Here is a 19,994-nt window from a genome sequence, read left to right as displayed (position 1 = left end):
CCTGCAGGACATGAGCGCAAGCGGAACATGAAAAAGCCCCCATCGAGTGACTCGATGGGGGCTTTTTTCTGCGGGCAGGAAGGCTACGCGTGTCAGGCGTCCGGCATCTTCGGCTCGGTGCCCACCAGCGGACGACGCTTGTGCGAGATAGGCGCCTTGTCGATCAACATCGCATGCAAGGCCTCGAATTCGCGCCGCCAGTCGTGGCAGCTCTCCACATCCAGACTCTCGCCCCACCACAGCGTCAGGCCGGAGAGCGACGACTCCAGCATCAGGGCATCCTCCGGCAGCGTGCGCGTGAAGCGCAGCAGCGCCGCGGCGACATCAGGGTCATCCGCCAGGCGACTCTCTTCGCGCCAGCGATAGCCCGGCACCGCTTCACGCAGGGCATCACTGGCCCATTCATCCTGCACCAGAATGAAGGGCGTGACATCGCGCTCGGTCGGCCAGGGGCGGCGGTAACCGACGATGCCCTTGGGCGCGTCAGAAAGCGCCGGCGCCTTGAGATCCACCCGCATGCCATCGGCGATCACCGCCTTGCGGACCAGTGAAGTGCGCGTCTCGCGTTTGCTGGGGCGTAGCCAGGTCAGCGGCGACAGCATCGCCAGCACGACAAAAATGATGATCAGCGCAGTCGTCATCGTCTATCCAACGGTTGTCTATTCAAGGGTTTCATCAAGCAGGACGTGGCGTGAAAGCGCAGGATAGGCTATGCAGCCCCGCAGTGTTGCGTATCACGCACTGCCATTACGTTGATGTAAGTCATTGTGTTCAAGGGGGCGGCAAGCCTAGCATGGAAGCAGGTGCACGACGCCACTCGAATGGCCAACCTCTGCGGGAGGACCTCAGGATGAGCAACGAATACAAGCATGTACTGGTCGCTGTCGACCTGACCAAGGATTCCCATCTGGTGCTGGAGCGGGCACTGCCGATCGCCAAGCGCAACGGCGCCAAGATTTCCATCATCCATACGCTGGAACCGCTGGGTTTTGCCTATGGCGGTGATATCCCGATGGACCTGACCAGCATCCAGGACCAGCTGGATTCCCACGCCCGTGAACGGCTTGGCGAGATTGCCTCCCCTCATGATATCGCCGCCGAAGACCAGTACGTGGTGGTCGGCATGCCGGACAGCGAGATTCATCGCTTCGCGGCCGAACACGACGTGGACCTGATCGTGGTCGGCTCGCATGGTCGACATGGCTTTGCGCTGCTGCTGGGCTCCACCTCCACGGGTGTCCTGCACGGTGCCCAGTGTGACGTGCTGGCGGTGCGCGTCGGCGCGGATGACAGCGAGGAATGATGGCGGCCGGCTAGACGACACCTCACGTCGATGACATGTGAGGGACGACAAGAGGGCTGCCCATGGGCAGCCCTCTTGTGTGTTCAGCTGACGGACTTTCTGCACCGCACGGTCATCAAGCATCGTCACTCATGACCGTAGTTCATGACCGTACGTGTGCATGACCGTCACTTGCGGCTTCAGCCTTCCTGCATGGCCTCAAGCTCCATCCAGCGCTCCATCGTCTCTTCCAGCACCTGCTGCTTGTGGCTGAGCTTCTCCAGCGTGTTCTTCACCGTCTTGGCATCCCCGGTGTAGAACTCCGGCGCTGCGATCTCGGCTTCCAGCGTCGCGATCTCCGCTTCCAGCTTCTCGATGGTCGCCGGAATCAGGTCCAGCTCGCGCTGGAACTTGTAGGGCAGCTTGACCTTCTTGTTGGCCTGCTGCGCCTGGGCGGCCTCACGCTTGCGGCGCTCGTCTTCTGCCTGGGCATCACGACGGTGCTTTTCCTCACGCTCACGCTCGACTTCCCACGGCGCCGGCGGCAGATGCCCGCCCTGACGTATCCAGTCGCTGTAACCCCCGACATACGGCTTGACGACCCCGTCCCCCTCGAAGGCGAGGATGTTGGTGACCACGTTGTCCATGAAGGCACGGTCGTGGGAAACCAGCAGCACGGTGCCATCGAAGTCGAGCAACAGCTCCTCGAGCAGCTCCAGCGTCTCGACATCCAGGTCGTTGGTCGGCTCATCGAGCACCAGCACGTTGGCCGGCATGGTGAACAGACGCGCCAGCAGCAGACGGTTGGACTCGCCCCCTGACAGCGAACGTACCGGCTGACGCGCGCGGTCCGGCGTGAACAGGAAATTCTGCAGGTAGCTCATCACGTGCATGTCACGCCCGCCGACCGTGACACGGTCGCTGCCGCGCGCCACGTTGTCGTAGACGGTGGCTTCCATGTCGAGGCCCTTGCGCAGCTGATCGAAGTAGGCGATCTGCAGCTTGGTGCCTTCGATGCGCTTGCCTTCGCTGGCTTCCAGCTGACCGAGCAGAATGTGCAGCAGCGTGGTCTTGCCCGCGCCGTTGCGCCCCAGCAGGCCGACCTTGTCGCCGCGCTGGATCTCGACGCTCAAGTCACGGATGACCCACTGCTCCTGCGCCTCGTCGTAGCGATAGCTGACGTTCTCCAGCTCCACGACCCGCTTGCCGCTGCGCTCGGCGGAGTCGACGGCGATACGCGCACGACCCTGCACTTCACGCCGCTGGCCACGCTCGGCACGCATCTTCTCCAGCGCACGCACACGGCCTTCATTGCGGGTACGACGCGCCTTGACCCCCTGGCGGATCCAGGTCTCTTCCTGGGCCAGTCTCTTGTCGAACTCGGAGTTCTCCTTGGCCTCGACATCCATCTCGTGCTGCTTCTGGGCCTGGTAGGCCGCGTAATCGCCCGGATAACGCCCGAGACGGCCACGGTCCAGCTCCAGAATCTGGGTCGCGAGGCGCTTCAGGAAGGCCCTGTCGTGGGTGATGAACAGCACGGCGCCGGAGAAGGCCGCGACCTGCTCTTCCAGCCAGGCGATGGTATCGAGATCCAGATGGTTGGTCGGCTCATCGAGCAGCAGCAGGTCCGGGTCGGACACCAGCGCACGCGCCAGTGCGACACGACGGCGCCAGCCGCCGGACAGGTCTTCCATCATGGTGTCTTCCGGCAGGCCCAGGCGGGTCAGCACGGTATCGATACGCTGCTGGAACTGCCAGCCATCGACGCTTTCCAGCGCGACCTGCACATGCTCGAGACGCTTGAGGTCCGGCTCGGGGTCGCTGATCAGGTGATGATATTCCGCCAGCAGCGCGCCCGCCTTCGGCAGGCCTTCAGCGACGACATCGAAGATGGTGCGTCCTTCGGCGGCCGGCAAGTCCTGCGAGAGCACGCCGATCTTGAGGCCCGGTGCCTTCCACAGCTCACCGGCATCGGCCTGGAATTCGCCGGTGATCAGCTTGAGCAGGGTCGACTTGCCGGTGCCGTTGCGGCCGACGAGCGCCAGACGCTCGCCGCGCTCGACGACAAGGTCCGCCCCGTTGAGCAAGACGTGATGGCCATAGGCCAGCTGAAGATTTTCCAGTCGTAACAATGCCATGTGCAGCAGCAACTCGTGACGGGTCCACGGCCGGGAAGGCCACGGAGGAAGTGGGAGTCAGGCGGACAGGCCGCCGCCAGCGACGCGCGCCGGAGAATGCTGCCATTCTACCCGAGGCGCAGCGTGCAGGCGATGGAAGACGCCGCAAGGGCTGAAAGACGCCGGCGCCTTGGGTAGAATGGCCGACCGCTTGAAATCACGTCACGTGCCCTGCACTGCCAAGACCCGCCTGGCATGCAGCGCTATCGAGTGCCAGGCCGACGAGCTGTTGCCCGGCCTTGCGCTGTCACGTGTCTTCTCCCTCCCCGCGATCCCAAGGGTGTCCGATGTCCGCGCTTCCCCCGCATGCCGATCCTGCGTCCCTGCCCTACTATGATAGCGAGCGGCTGTCCGACGAGACGCTTGCCGCCTTGTGTGACGACCTTGAACTCGGCGAGGCCGATATCGCGGCCGCGCTGACGCTGCTGGCACCGGAGCTGCGTTTCGCCAGCCCCTCTGCGCTGGTCGACATCGGTGTCAACCTGACGCATGAGAGCTACGCGCGCGACATCGAGGGCACCTTGCTGCGAGCACGCGCGGCGGGCGTCAGCCGGCAGATCCTGACCGGCACCAGCCTGGATGGCTCGCGTGAGGCCCAGGCGCTGGCGGCACGCTATCGTGGCCTTTCTGCCACCGCCGGCGTGCATCCACATGATGCCAGCCAGTGGAACGACGGCGTCGAACGCGGCATCCGGGAGCTACTGGCGCAGCCGGAGGTCGTCGCGGTGGGGGAATGTGGCCTCGACTTCAATCGCAACTTCTCGACGCCCGCCGAGCAGGCCCGGGCGTTCGAAGCGCAGCTGACGCTGGCCGCCGAGACAGGCCTGCCGCTGTTTCTGCATGAACGTGACGCCGGTCGCCAGATGCTCGAGATGCTCAAGCACTGGCGCGACGATATCAGTCACGCCGTCGTGCACTGCTTCACCGGTGAGCGCGAGACGCTCTACGGCTATCTCGATCTCGACCTGCACATCGGCCTGACCGGCTGGCTGTGTGATGAGCGCCGAGGCGAACACCTGCGCAGCCTGTGCCGCGAGATTCCCCTCGAGCGTCTGATGCTGGAAACCGATTGCCCCTACCTGGTACCGCGCAATCTGCCCGCCAAGCTCAAGGGGCGGCGTCATGAACCCTCACTGCTGGTGTGGATCATGGCGGAGGTCGCGGCGCTGCGCGGTATCGACATGGAAGAACTCGCAGAGGCCACCACCGCCACTGCCACACGCTTCTTCCGCCTGTAATCGGCATCAACGACTTTCCCTGCACGCTTCCCTGCTCTGGACATCACCATGCACGAATATGAACCCGAAACAGGGGACTTCCCCGCCTTCATCGCCGTCGAGACCGGCGAGGACTCCAGTCTGCCGCTGGCCATCGCCTGGGCGCTCCCCGATGGCCAGATGAAGCATGTGCTGATCCAGCCGGATGACGAATGGCTGGATGGCGAGATGCTGGAGCTGGGCGACTACAGCCTGGACGACCTGCGCAGCTTCGGCGTCAGCCCCCTCGATGTGCTCAAGGAGCTGGAGCAGGACTACTACCAGACCACGCTCTATACCACCGGCGTCATGGATGACGAGCAGGCACTGGCCCGCCTGTTCGACGCCTACAACATGGACCCCTTCATCGAGTTCGCGCCGGCGGAAGGCCTCTACCCTGAGCTTGCCCTGGGTGACTGGGCGCGCGAGCGCAACAACATGCTGTTCGAACAGGGCCTGCAGCCCTTCCGCCCGGACAACGAGGTGCTGGTGATGCTGGCCATCCATACCCGCCTGCGCGGTGATGGCGTGCGTGGTGAGCAAGACATCCAGGGCACTGGCCCGGATTACGAGATCGACTGGGAAGAAGACGTCTGATCAGACGCTCTCGCTCCTGACACGCAAACGCCCCGACAACCTTGCGGTTGTCGGGGCGTTTGCGTTCAAGCCTTGGCCTCTACGACGCGGCTCAGCCGTTGGAGCGGCCACCACCGTTGCCACCGCTGGAGCGGTTGCGACCACCACGCGAGCGGCGACGCGGACGCTCATCATTGCTCGGCGCGTTCGGCGCACGGTTGCCGTTCACCTCCGGCTGCGGCGCGACGCGATTGCCATCGACTTCACGCTGCACCGGCGCACGGTTGCCGCGGTTATCATCATCGACACGCGCGGTCTGCTGAGGCTGACCGCCAGTGCGCTGGCCGCCAGTACGCTGGCCGCCCGAGCGCGCGCCGCCAGAACGCTGACTTTCAGAGCGCTGACCGCCAGAACGCTGGCCGCCATTGCCACGACCTTCACCAGCAGGCTTGCCGCCAGTGCGCTGACCGCCAGAACGCTGACCTTCAGAACGCTGGCCGCCATTGCCACGGCCTTCACCGGCAGGCTTGCTGCCAGTACGCTGGCCGCCAGAACGCTGACCTTCAGAGCGCGCGCCGCCCGAACGCTGGCCGCCATTGCCACGGCCTTCAGCGGCAGGCTTGCCGCCAGTACGCTGGCCGCCCGAGCGCTGGCCACCACGCGGCTGACGCGGCTCACGTTCCGGCTCGACATCGACTTCCGGCACGAAACCTTCCACTTCGACGCGCTTGAGCTTGCCCTTGAGCAGACGCTCGATGCCGCCGAGTTCCTTGCGCTCATCGCTGGAGACCAGAGAGATGGCACGCCCGCTGGCGCCGGCACGGCCGGTACGTCCGATGCGGTGCACGTAGTCTTCCGGCACGTTGGGCAGTTCGTAGTTGACGACCTGTGGCAGCTGCTCGATATCCAGACCACGCGCCGCGATGTCCGTCGCGACCAGCACGCGCACTTCGCCGTTCTTGAAGCCGGCCAGTGCCTTGGTACGCGCATTCTGGCTCTTGTTGCCGTGAATCGCCGCAGCACTGATGCCGGACTTCTCGAGCTTGGTCGCCAGACGGTTGGCACCGTGCTTGGTACGGGTGAAGACCAGTACCTGGTGCCAGTTTTCCTTGATGATCAGGTGCTTGAGCAGCGAAGGCTTGTGGCTTTTCTCCACGGTGTGGATATGCTGCTCGACCTTCTCGGCCGTGGTGTTGCGCGGGCTGGCTTCCACCGCCACCGGGTCATTCAGCAGCTTGTTGGCCATGCCGCGAATCTCATCGGAGAAGGTCGCGGAGAACAGCAGCGTCTGACGCTTGGTCGGCAGCAGCTTGAGCAGACGGCGGATGTCGTGGATGAAGCCCATGTCCAGCATGCGGTCCGCTTCATCCAGCACCAGCGTCTCGAGATCGGAGAAATCGATGGCCTTCTGGGAGTGCAGGTCCAGCAGGCGGCCCGGCGTGGCGGTCAGGATCTCGACGCCAGAGGACAGGCGGCTGATCTGCGGGTTGATCTTCACGCCACCGAATACCACGGCATTGCGCAGCTTCAGGTGACGGGAATAGGCAGTGACGTTCTCGTCGATCTGCGCGGCCAGTTCACGCGTAGGCGTGACGATCAAGGCCTTGATCTTGCGGGCACCCGCGGGAGCGCTCTGCGAGAGGCGCTCGACCAGCGGCAGGGCGAAACCGGCGGTCTTGCCGGTACCGGTGCGCGCGGCAGCCATCACATCACGGCCTTCCAGCACGGCAGGAATCGCACCTGCCTGGACGGGAGACGGCGTTGAATAGCCCATCTCGGCGATCGCTTTCAGGACAGGAGCGGACAGCCCCAGGGAGGCAAACGCCGGGACGGAATTGGCAGTAGTCTCAGTCATCAATATCTCTTCGGCTGACCGGCCACGTGCTGGTCGATCATTAAGGAATGGCGCCTGGCCGGGCACGTGCCGGGAGAGGGAGCGAGGCGTATCAGGCGCAGAGAAGAAAGAGTCGGTCAGAGGGACCTCATCCGGCTGCTGCCAGTCGCTCGCGTCAGGCGATGGCCCAGTCTACCATCTTCCGCCGTCGCCTGCAGAAACGCGCATCCGATGGGTTCAATGCCAGTGCAGCGGATAGCGGCGATGACGCGCCAGATTGTTGATCAATACCGCCAGCACCAGCATCGCCGCACAGCCAAGCCCCACCGGCAACAGAGCGTACCAGTAGCCCAGCTCGTGCAGTGGCTGACCGCCGATCACCGCGATCAAGGCCGTGGCGCCGCCCGGCGGGTGCAGGGTGTGCGTCAGCTGCATGACCAGAAGTGCCACCGAGACCGCCATGGCCGCTGCCAGCCAGCCATCGCCCAGCCAGTGATAGCAGGCGACACCGACCAGTGCCGACAGCATGTTGCCGCCCAGCACATTGCGCGGCTGGGCCAGCGGACTGTGCGGCGCGCCGTAGAGCAGCACCGAGGTCGCGCCGAAGGACCCCACCAGCAACAGCGAGCTGACCGCCAGATAGTGCGAGGACAGCCAGCCGATCAGCGCCATGCCCAGAAAGGCCCCGAGCCATGACCACAGGGCATCGGCAACATGCGGCCTGCCCCGCTTCAGGGGGCCACCACGCATCTTGGCTACGTAAGGCTTGAGCATCGTGCGAACCATCTCCGGCGTTGTCCTGTCAATGTCGAGCGCTGCACCCTAGGCGATCTCCACACGAGGAACAACTCCCGTTTGGCAATAAGCTGATGCCGACGCTGTCTTCATCATGACTCGCTGCGCGAGGCCACGATGGTGCGCGAGATCACGATCACCGGCAGGATGCCGACCACCACGATCACCAGCGCCGGCAGCGCCGCCTGCTCGAGCATTTCATCCGAGGCGTACTGATAGACGTGGGTGGCGAGCGTGTCGAAGTTGAAGGGCCGCAGCAGCAAGGTGGCCGGCAGCTCCTTCATGGCATCGACGAACACCACCAGCGCCGCGGTCAGCAAGCCGGGACGGATCAAGGGCAGGTGCACCCGGCGCAATGTCGAGAAGGTGTTCTCGCCCAGCGAACGCGCCGCCATGTCCATCGAGGGCGTGACCTTGTCGAGGCTCGATTCGATGGAACCCGCGGCGATGGCAAGGAAGCGCACCACATAGGCGATGATGATCGCGCCCATGGTGCCCGTCAGCAGCAGACCGCTGGAGAACCCGAAGTTGGCGCGCAGGAAGCTGTCCAGCGCGTTGTCGAAACCGGACAGCGGCACCAGCACGCCCAGCCCCAGCACGGCGCCCGGCATGGCATAGCCGAGACTCGAGAGCTTGAGCGCCTGCTGTACGCTTGCGGTGCGATCCAGCCGCTTGGCGTAGGCCAGCAGCACCCCGATGATCAGCGTCAGCACGGCAGCACTCACCGACAGCATCAGACTATTGAGCGCGTAACCGGCGAAGTCCGGCGTCCACGACTCCTCGAAGTAGCGAATGGCATGCCGCGTCAGCAGCCCCACCGGCAACAGGAAGCCGAACAGCAGCGGCAGCAGGCAGGCCAGTGTCGCCAGTCCGGCGCGCCAGCCATGCAGGGTCGGGCGACGATAGCGACGATAGCGATCGCCCTTGCCGAACTGACGCTGCCGGCGCCGGGCATGCCGCTCCAGCCAGATCAGCGTGACCACGAAGATCATCAGACACAGCGCGATCTGGGCCGCGCCCCGCAGGCTGCCCATGTTGAGCCACACATTGAAGATACCGGCAGTCAGCGAACGCACCGCGAAGTAATCGACGGTGCCGAAGTCGTTGAGCGCCTCCATCATCGCCAGCGCCAGGCCGACGGCGATCGCCGGGCGTGCACTGGGCAGCGCCACGCGCCAGAAGCTCTGCCAGCCATTGCAGCCCAGGGTGCGGCTGGCATCGCGCAGTGACGGTGATTGATCGAGAAATGCCGAGCGCGCCAGCATGAAGACATACGGAAACAGCACCAGCGACAGCATCAGGATGGCGCCGCCCAGACTGCGTATCTCGGGGAAGTAGTAATCCTGCGGCGAGTCCCAGCCGAACAGCGCACGCAGCGCGCCCTGGAAGGGCCCGGCATATTCGAAGACATCGGTGTAGATGTAGGCGATGACGTTGGCGGGAATCGCGAACGGCAGCAGCAACGACCACTCGAAGGTACGCCGCAGCGGGAACTGATACATGGTGGTCAGCCACGCCGACACCACGCCCATGCTGCCGCTGAGCACCGCCACGCCGGCCACCAGCGCCAGACTCGTCATGACGTAGTCAGGCAGCACGGTGGAGACGAGGTGCGGCCAGATGCCGTCACCGGCCTGATCACTGCCATCATCGCCGAACAACGCCAGCCAGATGACGGCCAGCACCGGCATCACCACCAGCGCGGCGACCCCCCAGGCCGTCGCGAACCACCCCATGTGAGTACCCAGGCGCCGCTGACGACGTCTTATCGCCGCGTCTTCGGCGCCTGACGTGCTGTGAGTCGCGCGCTCCAGGGCGAGCTCCGTCGCGCTGGTTGCCGTGCAGGCTTCCTCTTCAAGGCTCGCACCTCGCTTTGCCAACAGCCGCTTGCCTTGCGTCATCTGTTCTTCCTCACTGACCTGCCAACTGCAATTGCGTCTATTTTACATTGTTCACTCAAACGAAGAGGGGCTGTCGCATCGCGACAGCCCCTCTTCGTTCATGACATCCCACCCGATGGCTTACGCCAGCGGTGAGTGCCGTTACTGGTTGAAGCCGACTTCATTGACCATCTGAGCAGCACGCTTGCGGTATTTGGCGACCTCGGTCAGCGAGAGGTCATCCTGCTTGAACTCGCCCCAGGACGTCAGCAGCTCCGAGCTTTCGGCAGCCGGGTTGGCCGGGTACTCGAAATTGACCTCGGCATACATGTGCTGGGCGGTCTTCTCGGTCAAGAAGCGCATCAGCTTGAGCGCATTCTCTTCGTGCGGCGCGTACTTGGTCATCGCCATGCCGGAGATGTTCATGTGCGTGCCGACACCGTTCTGGTCCGGGAACTCGATGCGTGCCTTCTCGGCCCACGGACGCTGCTCGTCGTTGTCGAGCATCTTGCCGTAGTAGTAGCTGTTGCCGATGGCCACGTCACAGACGTTGTCACGAATCGCCTTGATCTGATCGCGGTCCCCGCCCTGCGGCTTGCGCGCCAGGTTGTCCTTGAAGCCTTCCAGCCATTCGCGGGTCGCTTCCTCGCCGTTGTGGGCGATACGCGAGGCGATCAACGCCACGTTGTAGGGGTGATCCCCGGCACGTGAACAGACACGGCCCTTGAGGCTCGGGTCCGCCAGGTCGTCATAGCTTGCGACCTGACCGGCCTCGAGACGCTCGACGCTGGTGTAGAGCACGCGGGCACGGGTGGTGATACCGAACCACTGGTTGTCAGGACCGTGATACTGCTCGGGCAGGTTGGCTTCGATGACGTCGTCATTGACGCTCTTGACCAGCTCTTCGTCGACCAGCTCCTGCAGGCGACCGATATCCACCGTCAGCAGGACGTCAGCCGGCGTGTTGCGACCCTCACGCTTGAGACGCTCGGCCAGACCTTGCTTCGCGAATACCACGTTGACCTTGACGCCGGTCTCCTCGGTGAACTCCTTGAGGAACGGCTCGATCAGATAGGCCTGACGATAGGAGTAGACGTTCACCTCTTCCTGGGCTTGCGCCGGCATGGCCGTGACAGCCGTCACGCCGACCAGCGCACTCAACAACAGTTTGCGAGCGGAGGATGCAGAAATCATGGATACAGCAGTCATCGAATACCCCTGTTCAAGGTGTCCTGTCCTGACGAGGACTGCCATGAGCAGACCTGCAGGCCAGTAAAAGCGGAACCATTGTGTCAATGCGAATCATTCTAATCACAAAGCCCTGACACCTGCAACGTGAGTGCAACGCTGATTTGCAGATAATGCAATCCCGCTCAGGGAGGTGAGATCCGTGAGGCAAGCCCAGCGGGCGACGCCACTGCCGCCTGGCATATGCAGGAAGGCATCACGCCAGCCGGCCGTCCTCCCCCACCGCAGGCAACAGGGGCCTGGCATGGGCGATGGCCTGCTCAAGCGGCATCCCTTGCTGCCAGACACCGGCGAGTGCGTGGCGGAAGGCAGCGGCGCGGGCGGGCAGGCCGCGCTGTTCGACATCGGCGGCGCGCTGCATCACACGTTGCGCGAAGGCGTCTCGATCCACCTCCAGTTCAAGATTGTCGACGCTGACATGAAACGGCTTGCCCACCGCCCGGTGAAACAGCAGCTCCAGCGCTTGCGGCGCGACCTCGACACTCTCAAAGGCGCGTTGCTGCTCGGCGTCGCGACCATCCGGCGCATACCAGTAGCCGTAATCTTCCTCGAGCCGCCGTCTAGCGCCTGCGATGCACCAATGGCTGATCTCATGCAGCGCGCTGGAAAAGAAGCCACGTGCCAGATAGATGCGGTGATAGCCAAGCTCTGATTCCGGGACATGCCTGCCTTCCCCCTGCATGCCGGCCGGAAGATACAGCGGCTCTTCAGGATCACAGCGCAGCAAGGTGTTGAAGGTGTCGCCGAACAGGCCGTCAAACAATGCCATCAAGGTGGCGAGGTCATGCGCACGAAGGGGGCTTTCGCTGGCGGAATCAGAGGAAAGGGCGGCAGGTAGGGACTCATGGGACGACACGGCAATTCTCGGCAAGCGCTGGCAGTGTGTGGGCATTCGATGGCGGCAGGAAACCCTGCTCAGTCGGATGGCTCATTGTACGTGGCTAGCGTATAGCGCGTCATTTCAGCTGACAGTGTCGCTCACAGCCGTGATAATTCATCAGCTTGCGTTCATGAAACCTGCTTATCTGCTAGGATGGCGCGCCAAGCAAGAATGATTCTCGATTACTAGCAGGAGCCTGCCGTGCCCCCCGCCGATTCATCCACCCCCTCCAAGCCTCAGACGGCCCCCGGTTCTCCGCCTCCGCCACTGATTCCCCGCGTCAGAGCGGAAACCTCACGCCTGCTGACCCTGGCGCTGCCGATCTGTGGCGCGCAGCTGGCACAGGCAGGCATGAGTGCCGTGGACGTGTTGATGACGGGACGTTCCTCGGCCACGGACCTGGCAGCCGTGTCGGTGGGCTCAAGCCTGTGGGTGCCTCTGCTGCTGCTGATGGCGGGCACCCTGATGGGCCTGACGCCGGTGGTCGCGCAATTGATGGGGGGCAATCGCAGCGGTGAGGTGCGTGGCAACGTGCATCAATCGCTGTGGATCTCGCTGGTGCTCGGCAGCCTGTCCGGGCTTGCGCTGTGGTATCTGGCCGCGCCGATCTTCACGCTGATGGAGGTGCCTGAGGCCGTGGCCGAGCAGGCGACCCTCTACCTGATGGCCATCGCCTGGGGCATGCCGGGTGCCGCCTTCTATCAGGTCCTGCGCGCCTACTCGGACGGCATGAACCATACCCGCCCGGCACTGATCATCAGCCTGATCGGCCTGATATCGAACATCCCGCTCAATTACGTGCTGATCTACGGGTCTGCGGGCGTGGATGACCTGCTGGGGATCACCTTGCCGGGACTGTTGGGCGACATTCCGGCCATGGGCGCCGCCGGCTGCGGTATCGCCACCGGCCTTGCGATGTGGATCATGTGCCTTAGCATGTTCGCCTACACGCGTTACAGCAGCGCGTATCGCGCCGTGGCGTTGTGGTGCCAGCCCAGCGCCCCCCAGTTCAAGCAGATGGGCGAACTGCTCAAGGTCGGTCTGCCGATCGGGATCGCGATCTTCTTCGAGGTCACGCTGTTCACGGTCATCGCCCTGTTCGTGGCCAGCTTCGGCGAGATCAAGGTTGCGGCCCACCAGGTCGCGCTCAACTTCACCTCGCTGCTGTTCATGCTGCCGCTGTCGATGGCGATGGCCCTGACCGTGCGCGTCGGCCACACCATCGGCCGTGGCGACATGCGCGAAGCACGTTTCGTGGCCTGGAATGGCGTGGCCTTCTCGCTGGTGGTCGCGCTGGTGAATGACATCGTGATCTGGGTACTGGCCGAGCCGGCCGTGGCGCTCTACACCAGCAACCTCAAGGTCCAGGCCCTGGCCATGTCGCTGATTACCCTGGCGATGCTCTATCAGGTCTCGGACTCCCTGCAGGTCGCCATGGCAGGCGCACTGCGCGGCTTCAAGGACACGCGCATCATCATGCTGATCACCATGTTCGCCTACTGGGTGGTCGGGCTGGGAGGCGGACACCTGCTGGGCGTCGGCAGTGAGGCCTTCCCGATCTCGCCCTGGTCCATCGAGCAGATGGGCGTCTATGGCTACTGGATCGGCATGGTGGCCGGTCTGACCGTGGCGGCGCTGCTGCTCGGTTGGCGCCTGTGGATCATCGCGCGCCGTGGCGTGCGTGACGAGGCATTGGCGAGCCAGTGACGCCTGGCGGATAGCGCCTGCATCTCAGCCTGCATCCCAACAGGAAGCACGGCCTGGATACTGGGCTGACAGCTGCCTGAGTCGCCTTGATGAGCAAGCCCCGCGACACCCGACAGGGTGACGCGGGGCTTTTGCGTTTAAACACGAAAAAGCTGATAGACGGTCATTTCGTCCAAGGAGGGGTTACCGTCAGGGCTCTGGCTGTGCTAATGGTTATTCAAGGCAGTGCTCTCTCGCTGACGACACACATGGCAGAAGCGAGAGAACGCACCAGCACACGCCGAGGACGATCGACAAGCTGCTGAGGAGGGTTCGTCATGGGCGTACCAGTATCTTCCCCCCGCTCCGCCAAGGTCATCGACCTGAGTGTCATGCGTGACAGGATGCGTGCACGACGTCGTATTCTCCGGCTGGCGCCGGAACACGACGGGTTGGAAATGCTCTATCAGCTCGACAGCGATCCGGACAGCTATTACAGCATTCCGGTGCTGGCCTGGGGGCTGCGCGAGGATGGTGAAGTCGTCGGCATGGTGCCGTGGATGGAGGGGCTGATGCCCTGCCACGAGCTGGAAGACCCCCAGCAGGGGCATTTCGTCGGCTATCGCGACCCGGAAACCGACGAAGTCTTCATGCTGGCGCCTGACCACAAGGTGTTCGAGCTCGAGCATGCCGCGGCCTATTACGACTATGAAGTCTCGGACAAGACGACGCTGCTGCAACAACTGCCGGACACGCTGGGTACCCATGCGCTGTGCATGACCAACGGCGAGACACAGTGGCAGCTCAAGCAGGTCTTCGGCTGGCGTCTCTACAGCGATGGCAACATCGAGGCCTTGCTGGTCGATGAAGCTCGCGTCACCCAGACACCGGTGCTGGCCGGCGACGACTGCCTGTACCCGGGGCGCAGCCGGCATGATGTGGTCTATTTCTTCCAGCGCGCCATCGCCAATCAGATTCGCGAGCAGGACCCGGCGACGCTGGAGGCTCTCGCGCTGATGATGACCGGCGAGAGCGACCAGGTCTGCGTCGAGGTTCATGACCGTGAAGCCTGAGGGCCAGTCATGGCCAACGACTCAGCGGATGCGGCTCAACTGATGCGGATGTAATACAGGAACTGTTCCGGCGTCTCGTGGCTCAGTTCCAGGGTGTGGCCGAGAAAGGCGCAGAACTTGGGCACATCACGGGTGGTGGCAGGGTCGGTCGCCACTACCCGCAACAGGTCGCCCGAGGCAAGCTCACGCACCTTGTTGTGCAGCATCATGATGGGTTCCGGGCAATACAGGCCACTGGTTTCCAGCTCGGCATCGGCCTCGGGCAATGTGATATCGGTCATCGAAGACTCCTGACAATCCTGCCGCCCTGGCTGGCGGCACGTACAAAAAAGGGGAGACAGGCATGATCAAGGTTCTGATCGAACGGCATATCATGCCGGGACTGGAACAGGATTACGAACAGGCCTCGCGTGAAGTCGTACGCGAGGCCACGCATGTCCCGGGCTTCATCTCGGGCGAGAATCTGATGGAAACCGGCCGCGCGGGTCACCGCATCCTGATCACCTCATGGCGCGATGCACGAGCGTGGCAGGAATGGTCGGTCAGTCCGGCCAGAGATCGCATGATGGCGCGCCTGGCGCCCATGCTATCCCAACCGGAGCGGATAATCCTGCTGGAGCATACCTGAGCGCATCTCTCCGGCGAGCGAAGGCATCAGGCGCCCCATACAAGAACCCCACGACCTGGGCAGGCCGTGGGGTTCTTGTATGGGGCATGTGCCACTCGTGCATGCTGATTGAGCAACAGCCAATCAGTGCGTGATGCGCACGTGCACAGTGACCTCTTCACGGTCGTGATACAGATGACGACAGCGAATCTCGGCACCGACGTTGGAACGCTCGAGACTGGCGGCCAGATAGTCGAGGCAGCGAGAGACTTCCTTCCAGCGCTGCTTCATCGGCAGCTTGAGGTTGAAGACGGCCTCGTTGCACCAGCGCTTCTTCAGCCAGCGCTCGACCATCTCGGTCACACGAATCGGCTTGTCGACGATATCGCAGACCAGCCAATCCAGGCGCAGCGGCGGCTCCCAGGTGAAGCCATCTTCCTTGAGATGCTCGACCTGCCCTGTCGCCATCAGGTCCTTGTTCATCGGGCCATTGTCGATCGCGAACACGAACATGCCCTTCTCGACAAGCTGGAAGGTCCAGCCACCCGGGGCGGCACCGAGGTCCGCTGCCTGCATGCCAGTGGCGATGCGACGCTCCCACTGATCGCGCGGCACGAATTCGTGCCACGCCTCTTCCAGCTTGAGCGTGGAGCGGCTGGGCGCACGACTCGGCGAACGCAGGTGACGAATGCCATTGGCATATTCGCTGCGGTTGCCGGGGAAGCTCATGCCCAGCTGGACTTCATCGCCATCCGTCCAGAAGACATGCAACGCCCGACCACCGGCCTTGCGGCGCAGGGCGCCCCGCTTCTTGAGCGCAGATTCCAGCGGGCGACCGACGGCCTTGCCCAGCCCCGACAGCGCCTTGCCATCATTGGTATCCGGCATCTCGTGGCGGATCTCCTCGAAGCTCCAGCCGGCATCGACCACCTGCTGCAGAATCGGCGAGACACGATTCTCCCGCGACATGCCGACCAGCGGCTCCAGTGCCACCAGGGTCTGACGAGCGAAGACCAACGCCTGTAGCGGCATGTCACGATGCAGGGCGTTGGCGGGCTCATCACCCGTCACCACATAACGCACGAAGCCACTGTCGCGTGCCGCAATCGGATAACCCGGCGTGCCGATATACGCCGCTTTCTCGCTGACTTCTGAGGCCAGGTCGGCCTCGAAGCCAGGGCGGCAATACAGCAACAGTTCTTGAGGTTGCATCATCATCTCCAATACAGAAGGCTGGGGAGTCTAGCTTCTCGCCGCTGCCTTCTACAAGCGTGCATGTACGTGATGGGGCTGTGACAACGCTCAGGCCGTCGTCATGGGCGCAGCAGACGCCTCACGAAGCGCGTACATCTCTTGCTTTGCGCAACTTTTCTCACCACAAAGAGAACCGCCCCTGCAGCAAGGCTACAGGGGCGGTTCAGTATAAGTGCCTGACGATGACCTACTCTCACATGGAGAAACTCCACACTACCATCGGCGCTAAGCGGTTTCACTTCCGAGTTCGGCATGGGATCGGGTGGTTCACGCTCGCTATGGTCGTCAGGCGAAACGGTGGCATCTTGCGATGCCTGAGTCTCGAGGCTTTTGGCCTCGCGACTCGCAATATGAATCATGCTGACCGATATGTCTCGATCCTGTCGCAATCCCGGCGTTTGCCTTAGCAAACCCCTTGGGTGTTATATGGTCAAGCCTCACGGGCAATTAGTACTGGTTAGCTCAACACATTGCTGTGCTTCCACACCCAGCCTATCAACCTTGTAGTCTTCAAGGGCCCTTCAGGAGGCGCAAGGCCTCAGGGAAGTCTCATCTTGAAGGGGGCTTCCCGCTTAGATGCTTTCAGCGGTTATCCCGTCCGAACGTAGCTACCGGGCAATGCCATTGGCATGACAACCCGAACACCAGAGGTTCGTCCACTCCGGTCCTCTCGTACTAGGAGCAGCTCTTCTCAAACTTCCGACGCCCACGGCAGATAGGGACCGAACTGTCTCACGACGTTCTAAACCCAGCTCGCGTACCACTTTAAATGGCGAACAGCCATACCCTTGGGACCGACTTCAGCCCCAGGATGTGATGAGCCGACATCGAGGTGCCAAACACCGCCGTCGATGTGAACTCTTGGGCGGTATCAGCCTGTTATCCCCGGAGTACCTTTTATCCGTTGAGCGATGGCCCTTCCATACAGAACCACCGGATCACTAGAACCTACTTTCGTACCTGCTCGACGTGTCTGTCTCGCAGTCAAGCACCCTTATGCTCTTGCACTCAATGCACGATTTCCAACCGTGCTGAGGGTACCTTCGTGCTCCTCCGTTACTCTTTAGGAGGAGACCGCCCCAGTCAAACTACCCACCATACACTGTCCTCGATCCGGATAACGGACCTGAGTTAGAACGCCAATGATGTCAGGCTGGTATTTCAAGGTTGGCTCCACCGCATCTGGCGACGTGGTTTCAAAGCCTCCCAGCTATCCTACACAGACAACATCAGCATCCAGTGTAAAGCTATAGTAAAGGTTCACGGGGTCTTTCCGTCTAGCCGCGGGTACACAGCATCTTCACTGCGATTTCAATTTCACTGAGTCTCGGGTGGAGACAGCGTGGCCATCATTACGCCATTCGTGCAGGTCGGAACTTACCCGACAAGGAATTTCGCTACCTTAGGACCGTTATAGTTACGGCCGCCGTTTACCGGGGCTTCGATCAAGAGCTTCGCGTGAGCTAACCCCATCAATTAACCTTCCGGCACCGGGCAGGCGTCACACCCTATACGTCCGCTTGCGCGTTTGCAGAGTGCTGTGTTTTTAATAAACAGTTGCAGCCACCTGGTATCTTCGACCGGTAAGAGCTTACGGAGCAAGTCCTTCACTCGAACCGGTGCACCTTCTCCCGAAGTTACGGTGCCATTTTGCCTAGTTCCTTCACCCGAGTTCTCTCAAGCGCCTTGGTATTCTCTACCTGACCACCTGTGTCGGTTTGGGGTACGGTCGCATGTGATCTGAAGCTTAGAGGCTTTTCCTGGAAGCGTGGCATCGATGACTTCCTGACCGTGGTCAGTTCGTCTCGCATCTCGACCTCAGAGGAACCGGATTTGCCTGATTCCTCGGCCTACATGCTTTCACCAGGACAACCAACGCCTGGCTCACCTAGCCTTCTTCGTCCCCCCATCGCAACCACATCCGGTACGGGAATATTAACCCGTTTCCCATCGACTACGCGTTTCCGCCTCGCCTTAGGGGCCGACTCACTCTGCTCCGATTAACGTAGAACAGAAAACCTTGGTCTTCCGGCGGGGGAGTTTTTCACTCCCCTTATCGTTACTCATGTCAGCATTCGCACTCGTGATACCTCCAGCAGACTTCTCAATCCACCTTCATTGGCTTACACGACGCTCCTCTACCGCTCATCCAGAGGATGAACCCGTAGCTTCGGTACCTGATTTAGCCCCGTTATATCTTCCGCGCAGGCCGACTCGACTAGTGAGCTATTACGCTTTCTTTAAAGGATGGCTGCTTCTAAGCCAACCTCCTAGCTGTCTGAGCCTTCCCACATCGTTTCCCACTTAATCAGGATTTTGGGACCTTAGCTGACGGTCTGGGTTGTTTCCCTTTTCACAACGGACGTTAGCACCCGCTGTGTGTCTCCCACGCTGCACTCACTGGTATTCGGAGTTTGCCTCGGGTTGGTAAGTCGGGATGACCCCCTAGCCGAAACAGTGCTCTACCCCCAGCGGTGATACGTGAGGCGCTACCTAAATAGCTTTCGAGGAGAACCAGCTATCTCCGGGCTTGATTAGCCTTTCACTCCGATCCACAGCTCATCCCAGCATTTTTCAACATACTTGGGTTCGGGCCTCCAATTGATGTTACTCAATCTTCACCCTGGCCATGGATAGATCGCCCGGTTTCGGGTCTATACCCTGCGACTGGTCGCCCAGTTAAGACTCGGTTTCCCTACGCCTCCCCTATACGGTTAAGCTCGCCACAGAATATAAGTCGCTGACCCATTATACAAAAGGTACGCGGTCACACCACGAAGGTGCTCCCACTGCTTGTACGCATACGGTTTCAGGATCTATTTCACTCCCCTCGCCGGGGTTCTTTTCGCCTTTCCCTCACGGTACTGGTTCACTATCGGTCAGCCAGGAGTATTTAGCCTTGGAGGATGGTCCCCCCATGTTCAGTCAAGGTTTCTCGTGCCCCGACCTACTCGATTTCACGTGACTCAGACTTCGACTACGGGACTATCACCCTGTATCGTCAAGCTTCCCAGCTTGTTCGTCTGTCAGTTGTCACGCTTAAGGGCTGGTCCCCGTTCGCTCGCCGCTACTTGGGGAATCTCGGTTGATTTCTTTTCCTCCGGGTACTTAGATGTTTCAGTTCCCCGGGTTTGCCTCTATAGGTTATGTATTGGCCTATAGATACTCACCTGATGGTGAGTGGGTTTCCCCATTCGGAAATCGTTGGGTCGCAGGGTATTTGCCACCTCGCCAACGCTTATCGCAGGCTATCACGTCCTTCATCGCCTCTGGCTGCCAAGGCATCCACCGTATGCGCTTAATCGCTTGACCATATAACCCCAAGGGGTCTGTCAAGGATTACGAATCTGTCGGACCTCTCCGACATATCGTTTGATAGACATGCGCTTGGCGCACACATCTATCGTCAGCATGATTCACATTGTTAAAGAGCGGCTGTTCAGAGA

15 protein-coding genes and 2 rRNA genes are annotated in these 19,994 nt (G+C 61.9%); 6 read left to right on the top strand and 11 right to left on the bottom strand.

All coding sequences use genetic code 11. The annotated features are described in order from the left end of the window. Positions 1 to 92: 92 nt before the first annotated feature. Positions 93 to 641 (bottom strand): preprotein translocase subunit YajC, encoded by a 549-nt coding sequence (locus HA399_RS02965; protein ID WP_404326004.1) that lies wholly within the window; start codon positions 639 to 641, stop codon positions 93 to 95. 209 nt (positions 642 to 850) lie between these two features. On the opposite strand from HA399_RS02965, the gene HA399_RS02960 reads away from it, so the two are divergent. Continuing rightward, positions 851 to 1,303 carry a universal stress protein gene (locus tag HA399_RS02960; protein WP_043335309.1) on the top strand — a complete coding sequence of 151 codons (453 nt, stop codon included), beginning with the start codon at positions 851 to 853 and terminating at the stop codon, positions 1,301 to 1,303. Positions 1,304 to 1,482: 179 nt separating this feature from the next. Here HA399_RS02960 and HA399_RS02955 read toward each other — a convergent pair whose 3' ends face one another. After that, complete coding sequence (locus tag HA399_RS02955) at positions 1,483 to 3,420, bottom strand: ATP-binding cassette domain-containing protein (protein WP_404326002.1); 1,938 nt, start codon at positions 3,418 to 3,420, stop codon at positions 1,483 to 1,485. Positions 3,421 to 3,746: 326 nt separating this feature from the next. Here HA399_RS02955 and HA399_RS02950 point away from each other — a divergent pair, with 326 nt between their 5' ends. Together HA399_RS02950 and HA399_RS02945 are read left to right on the top strand one after the other, a co-directional pair. Further along, positions 3,747 to 4,697: a TatD family hydrolase gene (locus HA399_RS02950; RefSeq protein WP_286989322.1), complete on the top strand. Its 951-nt coding sequence runs from the start codon at positions 3,747 to 3,749 to the stop codon at positions 4,695 to 4,697. 48 nt (positions 4,698 to 4,745) lie between these two features. Beyond that, on the top strand, positions 4,746 to 5,312 hold the full coding sequence (locus HA399_RS02945) for a hypothetical protein (RefSeq protein ID WP_404326000.1): 567 nt from the start codon (positions 4,746 to 4,748) through the stop codon (positions 5,310 to 5,312). Positions 5,313 to 5,403: 91 nt separating this feature from the next. Here HA399_RS02945 and HA399_RS02940 read toward each other — a convergent pair whose 3' ends face one another. From HA399_RS02940 to HA399_RS02920, 5 genes are all read right to left on the bottom strand, one after another. Further along, positions 5,404 to 7,146: a DEAD/DEAH box helicase gene (locus HA399_RS02940; RefSeq protein ID WP_404325999.1), complete on the bottom strand. Its 1,743-nt coding sequence runs from the start codon at positions 7,144 to 7,146 to the stop codon at positions 5,404 to 5,406. Positions 7,147 to 7,362: 216 nt separating this feature from the next. After that, positions 7,363 to 7,899: an HPP family protein gene (locus HA399_RS02935; RefSeq protein WP_166019098.1), complete on the bottom strand. Its 537-nt coding sequence runs from the start codon at positions 7,897 to 7,899 to the stop codon at positions 7,363 to 7,365. A gap of 113 nt (positions 7,900 to 8,012) precedes the next feature. Then, the gene (locus HA399_RS02930; protein ID WP_107336652.1) at positions 8,013 to 9,656 is read right to left on the bottom strand and encodes an iron ABC transporter permease; all 1,644 of its coding nucleotides are present in this window, start codon (positions 9,654 to 9,656) and stop codon (positions 8,013 to 8,015) included. Positions 9,657 to 9,962: 306 nt separating this feature from the next. After that, positions 9,963 to 11,009 carry a Fe(3+) ABC transporter substrate-binding protein gene (locus HA399_RS02925; protein ID WP_225347558.1) on the bottom strand — a complete coding sequence of 349 codons (1,047 nt, stop codon included), beginning with the start codon at positions 11,007 to 11,009 and terminating at the stop codon, positions 9,963 to 9,965. 235 nt (positions 11,010 to 11,244) lie between these two features. After that, positions 11,245 to 11,817, bottom strand: coding sequence for an elongation factor P hydroxylase (locus HA399_RS02920; protein WP_107335481.1), 573 nt, complete (start codon positions 11,815 to 11,817; stop codon positions 11,245 to 11,247). Positions 11,818 to 12,195: 378 nt separating this feature from the next. Between HA399_RS02920 and HA399_RS02915 the strand changes: the two genes are divergently transcribed. Together HA399_RS02915 and HA399_RS02910 are read left to right on the top strand one after the other, a co-directional pair. Further along, positions 12,196 to 13,635: an MATE family efflux transporter gene (locus HA399_RS02915; RefSeq protein ID WP_404326895.1), complete on the top strand. Its 1,440-nt coding sequence runs from the start codon at positions 12,196 to 12,198 to the stop codon at positions 13,633 to 13,635. Positions 13,636 to 13,952: 317 nt separating this feature from the next. Next, entirely contained in the window at positions 13,953 to 14,687 is a 735-nt protein-coding gene (locus tag HA399_RS02910; RefSeq protein ID WP_052384769.1) for a hypothetical protein, read from the top strand. Between the two features lie 35 nt (positions 14,688 to 14,722). Here HA399_RS02910 and tusA read toward each other — a convergent pair whose 3' ends face one another. Further along, positions 14,723 to 14,968, bottom strand: a complete 246-nt coding sequence (tusA, locus tag HA399_RS02905; protein ID WP_054555155.1) for a sulfurtransferase TusA — start codon at positions 14,966 to 14,968, stop codon at positions 14,723 to 14,725. Positions 14,969 to 15,030: 62 nt separating this feature from the next. Here tusA and HA399_RS02900 point away from each other — a divergent pair, with 62 nt between their 5' ends. Next, positions 15,031 to 15,315, top strand: a complete 285-nt coding sequence (locus HA399_RS02900) for an antibiotic biosynthesis monooxygenase (RefSeq protein ID WP_043335322.1) — start codon at positions 15,031 to 15,033, stop codon at positions 15,313 to 15,315. A 123-nt stretch (positions 15,316 to 15,438) separates the two neighbouring features. On the opposite strand, the gene rlmM is transcribed toward HA399_RS02900, so the two are convergent. From rlmM to HA399_RS02885, 3 genes are all read right to left on the bottom strand, one after another. Continuing rightward, the gene (rlmM, locus tag HA399_RS02895; protein ID WP_043335379.1) at positions 15,439 to 16,512 is read right to left on the bottom strand and encodes a 23S rRNA (cytidine(2498)-2'-O)-methyltransferase RlmM; all 1,074 of its coding nucleotides are present in this window, start codon (positions 16,510 to 16,512) and stop codon (positions 15,439 to 15,441) included. A gap of 210 nt (positions 16,513 to 16,722) precedes the next feature. Beyond that, positions 16,723 to 16,838, bottom strand: a 5S ribosomal RNA gene (gene rrf, locus HA399_RS02890). Positions 16,839 to 16,974: 136 nt separating this feature from the next. Continuing rightward, positions 16,975 to 19,860 (bottom strand): 23S ribosomal RNA (locus tag HA399_RS02885). Between the last annotated feature and the right edge of the window lie 134 nt (positions 19,861 to 19,994).

It is taken from the genome of Cobetia sp. UIB-001, assembly GCF_044789135.1.
In the GTDB taxonomy this organism is placed as follows: domain Bacteria; phylum Pseudomonadota; class Gammaproteobacteria; order Pseudomonadales; family Halomonadaceae; genus Cobetia; species Cobetia amphilecti.
The sequence above is the reverse complement of the archived record's forward strand: the minus strand, read 5'-3'. Positions and strand labels throughout refer to the sequence as shown.

Coding starts and splice junctions, on each gene's coding strand:
- HA399_RS02965 (WP_404326004.1), bottom strand. CDS start 641: ATGACGACTGCGCTGATCATCATTTTTGTCGTGCTGGCGATGCTGTCG.
- HA399_RS02945 (WP_404326000.1), top strand. CDS start 4,746: ATGCACGAATATGAACCCGAAACAGGGGACTTCCCCGCCTTCATCGCC.
- HA399_RS02910 (WP_052384769.1), top strand. CDS start 13,953: ATGGGCGTACCAGTATCTTCCCCCCGCTCCGCCAAGGTCATCGACCTG.
- HA399_RS02935 (WP_166019098.1), bottom strand. CDS start 7,899: ATGCTCAAGCCTTACGTAGCCAAGATGCGTGGTGGCCCCCTGAAGCGG.
- HA399_RS02920 (WP_107335481.1), bottom strand. CDS start 11,817: ATGGCATTGTTTGACGGCCTGTTCGGCGACACCTTCAACACCTTGCTG.
- tusA (WP_054555155.1), bottom strand. CDS start 14,968: ATGACCGATATCACATTGCCCGAGGCCGATGCCGAGCTGGAAACCAGT.
- HA399_RS02940 (WP_404325999.1), bottom strand. CDS start 7,146: ATGACTGAGACTACTGCCAATTCCGTCCCGGCGTTTGCCTCCCTGGGG.
- HA399_RS02960 (WP_043335309.1), top strand. CDS start 851: ATGAGCAACGAATACAAGCATGTACTGGTCGCTGTCGACCTGACCAAG.
- HA399_RS02925 (WP_225347558.1), bottom strand. CDS start 11,009: ATGACTGCTGTATCCATGATTTCTGCATCCTCCGCTCGCAAACTGTTG.
- HA399_RS02955 (WP_404326002.1), bottom strand. CDS start 3,420: ATGGCATTGTTACGACTGGAAAATCTTCAGCTGGCCTATGGCCATCAC.
- HA399_RS02900 (WP_043335322.1), top strand. CDS start 15,031: ATGATCAAGGTTCTGATCGAACGGCATATCATGCCGGGACTGGAACAG.
- rlmM (WP_043335379.1), bottom strand. CDS start 16,512: ATGATGATGCAACCTCAAGAACTGTTGCTGTATTGCCGCCCTGGCTTC.
- HA399_RS02930 (WP_107336652.1), bottom strand. CDS start 9,656: ATGGGGTGGTTCGCGACGGCCTGGGGGGTCGCCGCGCTGGTGGTGATG.
- HA399_RS02950 (WP_286989322.1), top strand. CDS start 3,747: ATGTCCGCGCTTCCCCCGCATGCCGATCCTGCGTCCCTGCCCTACTAT.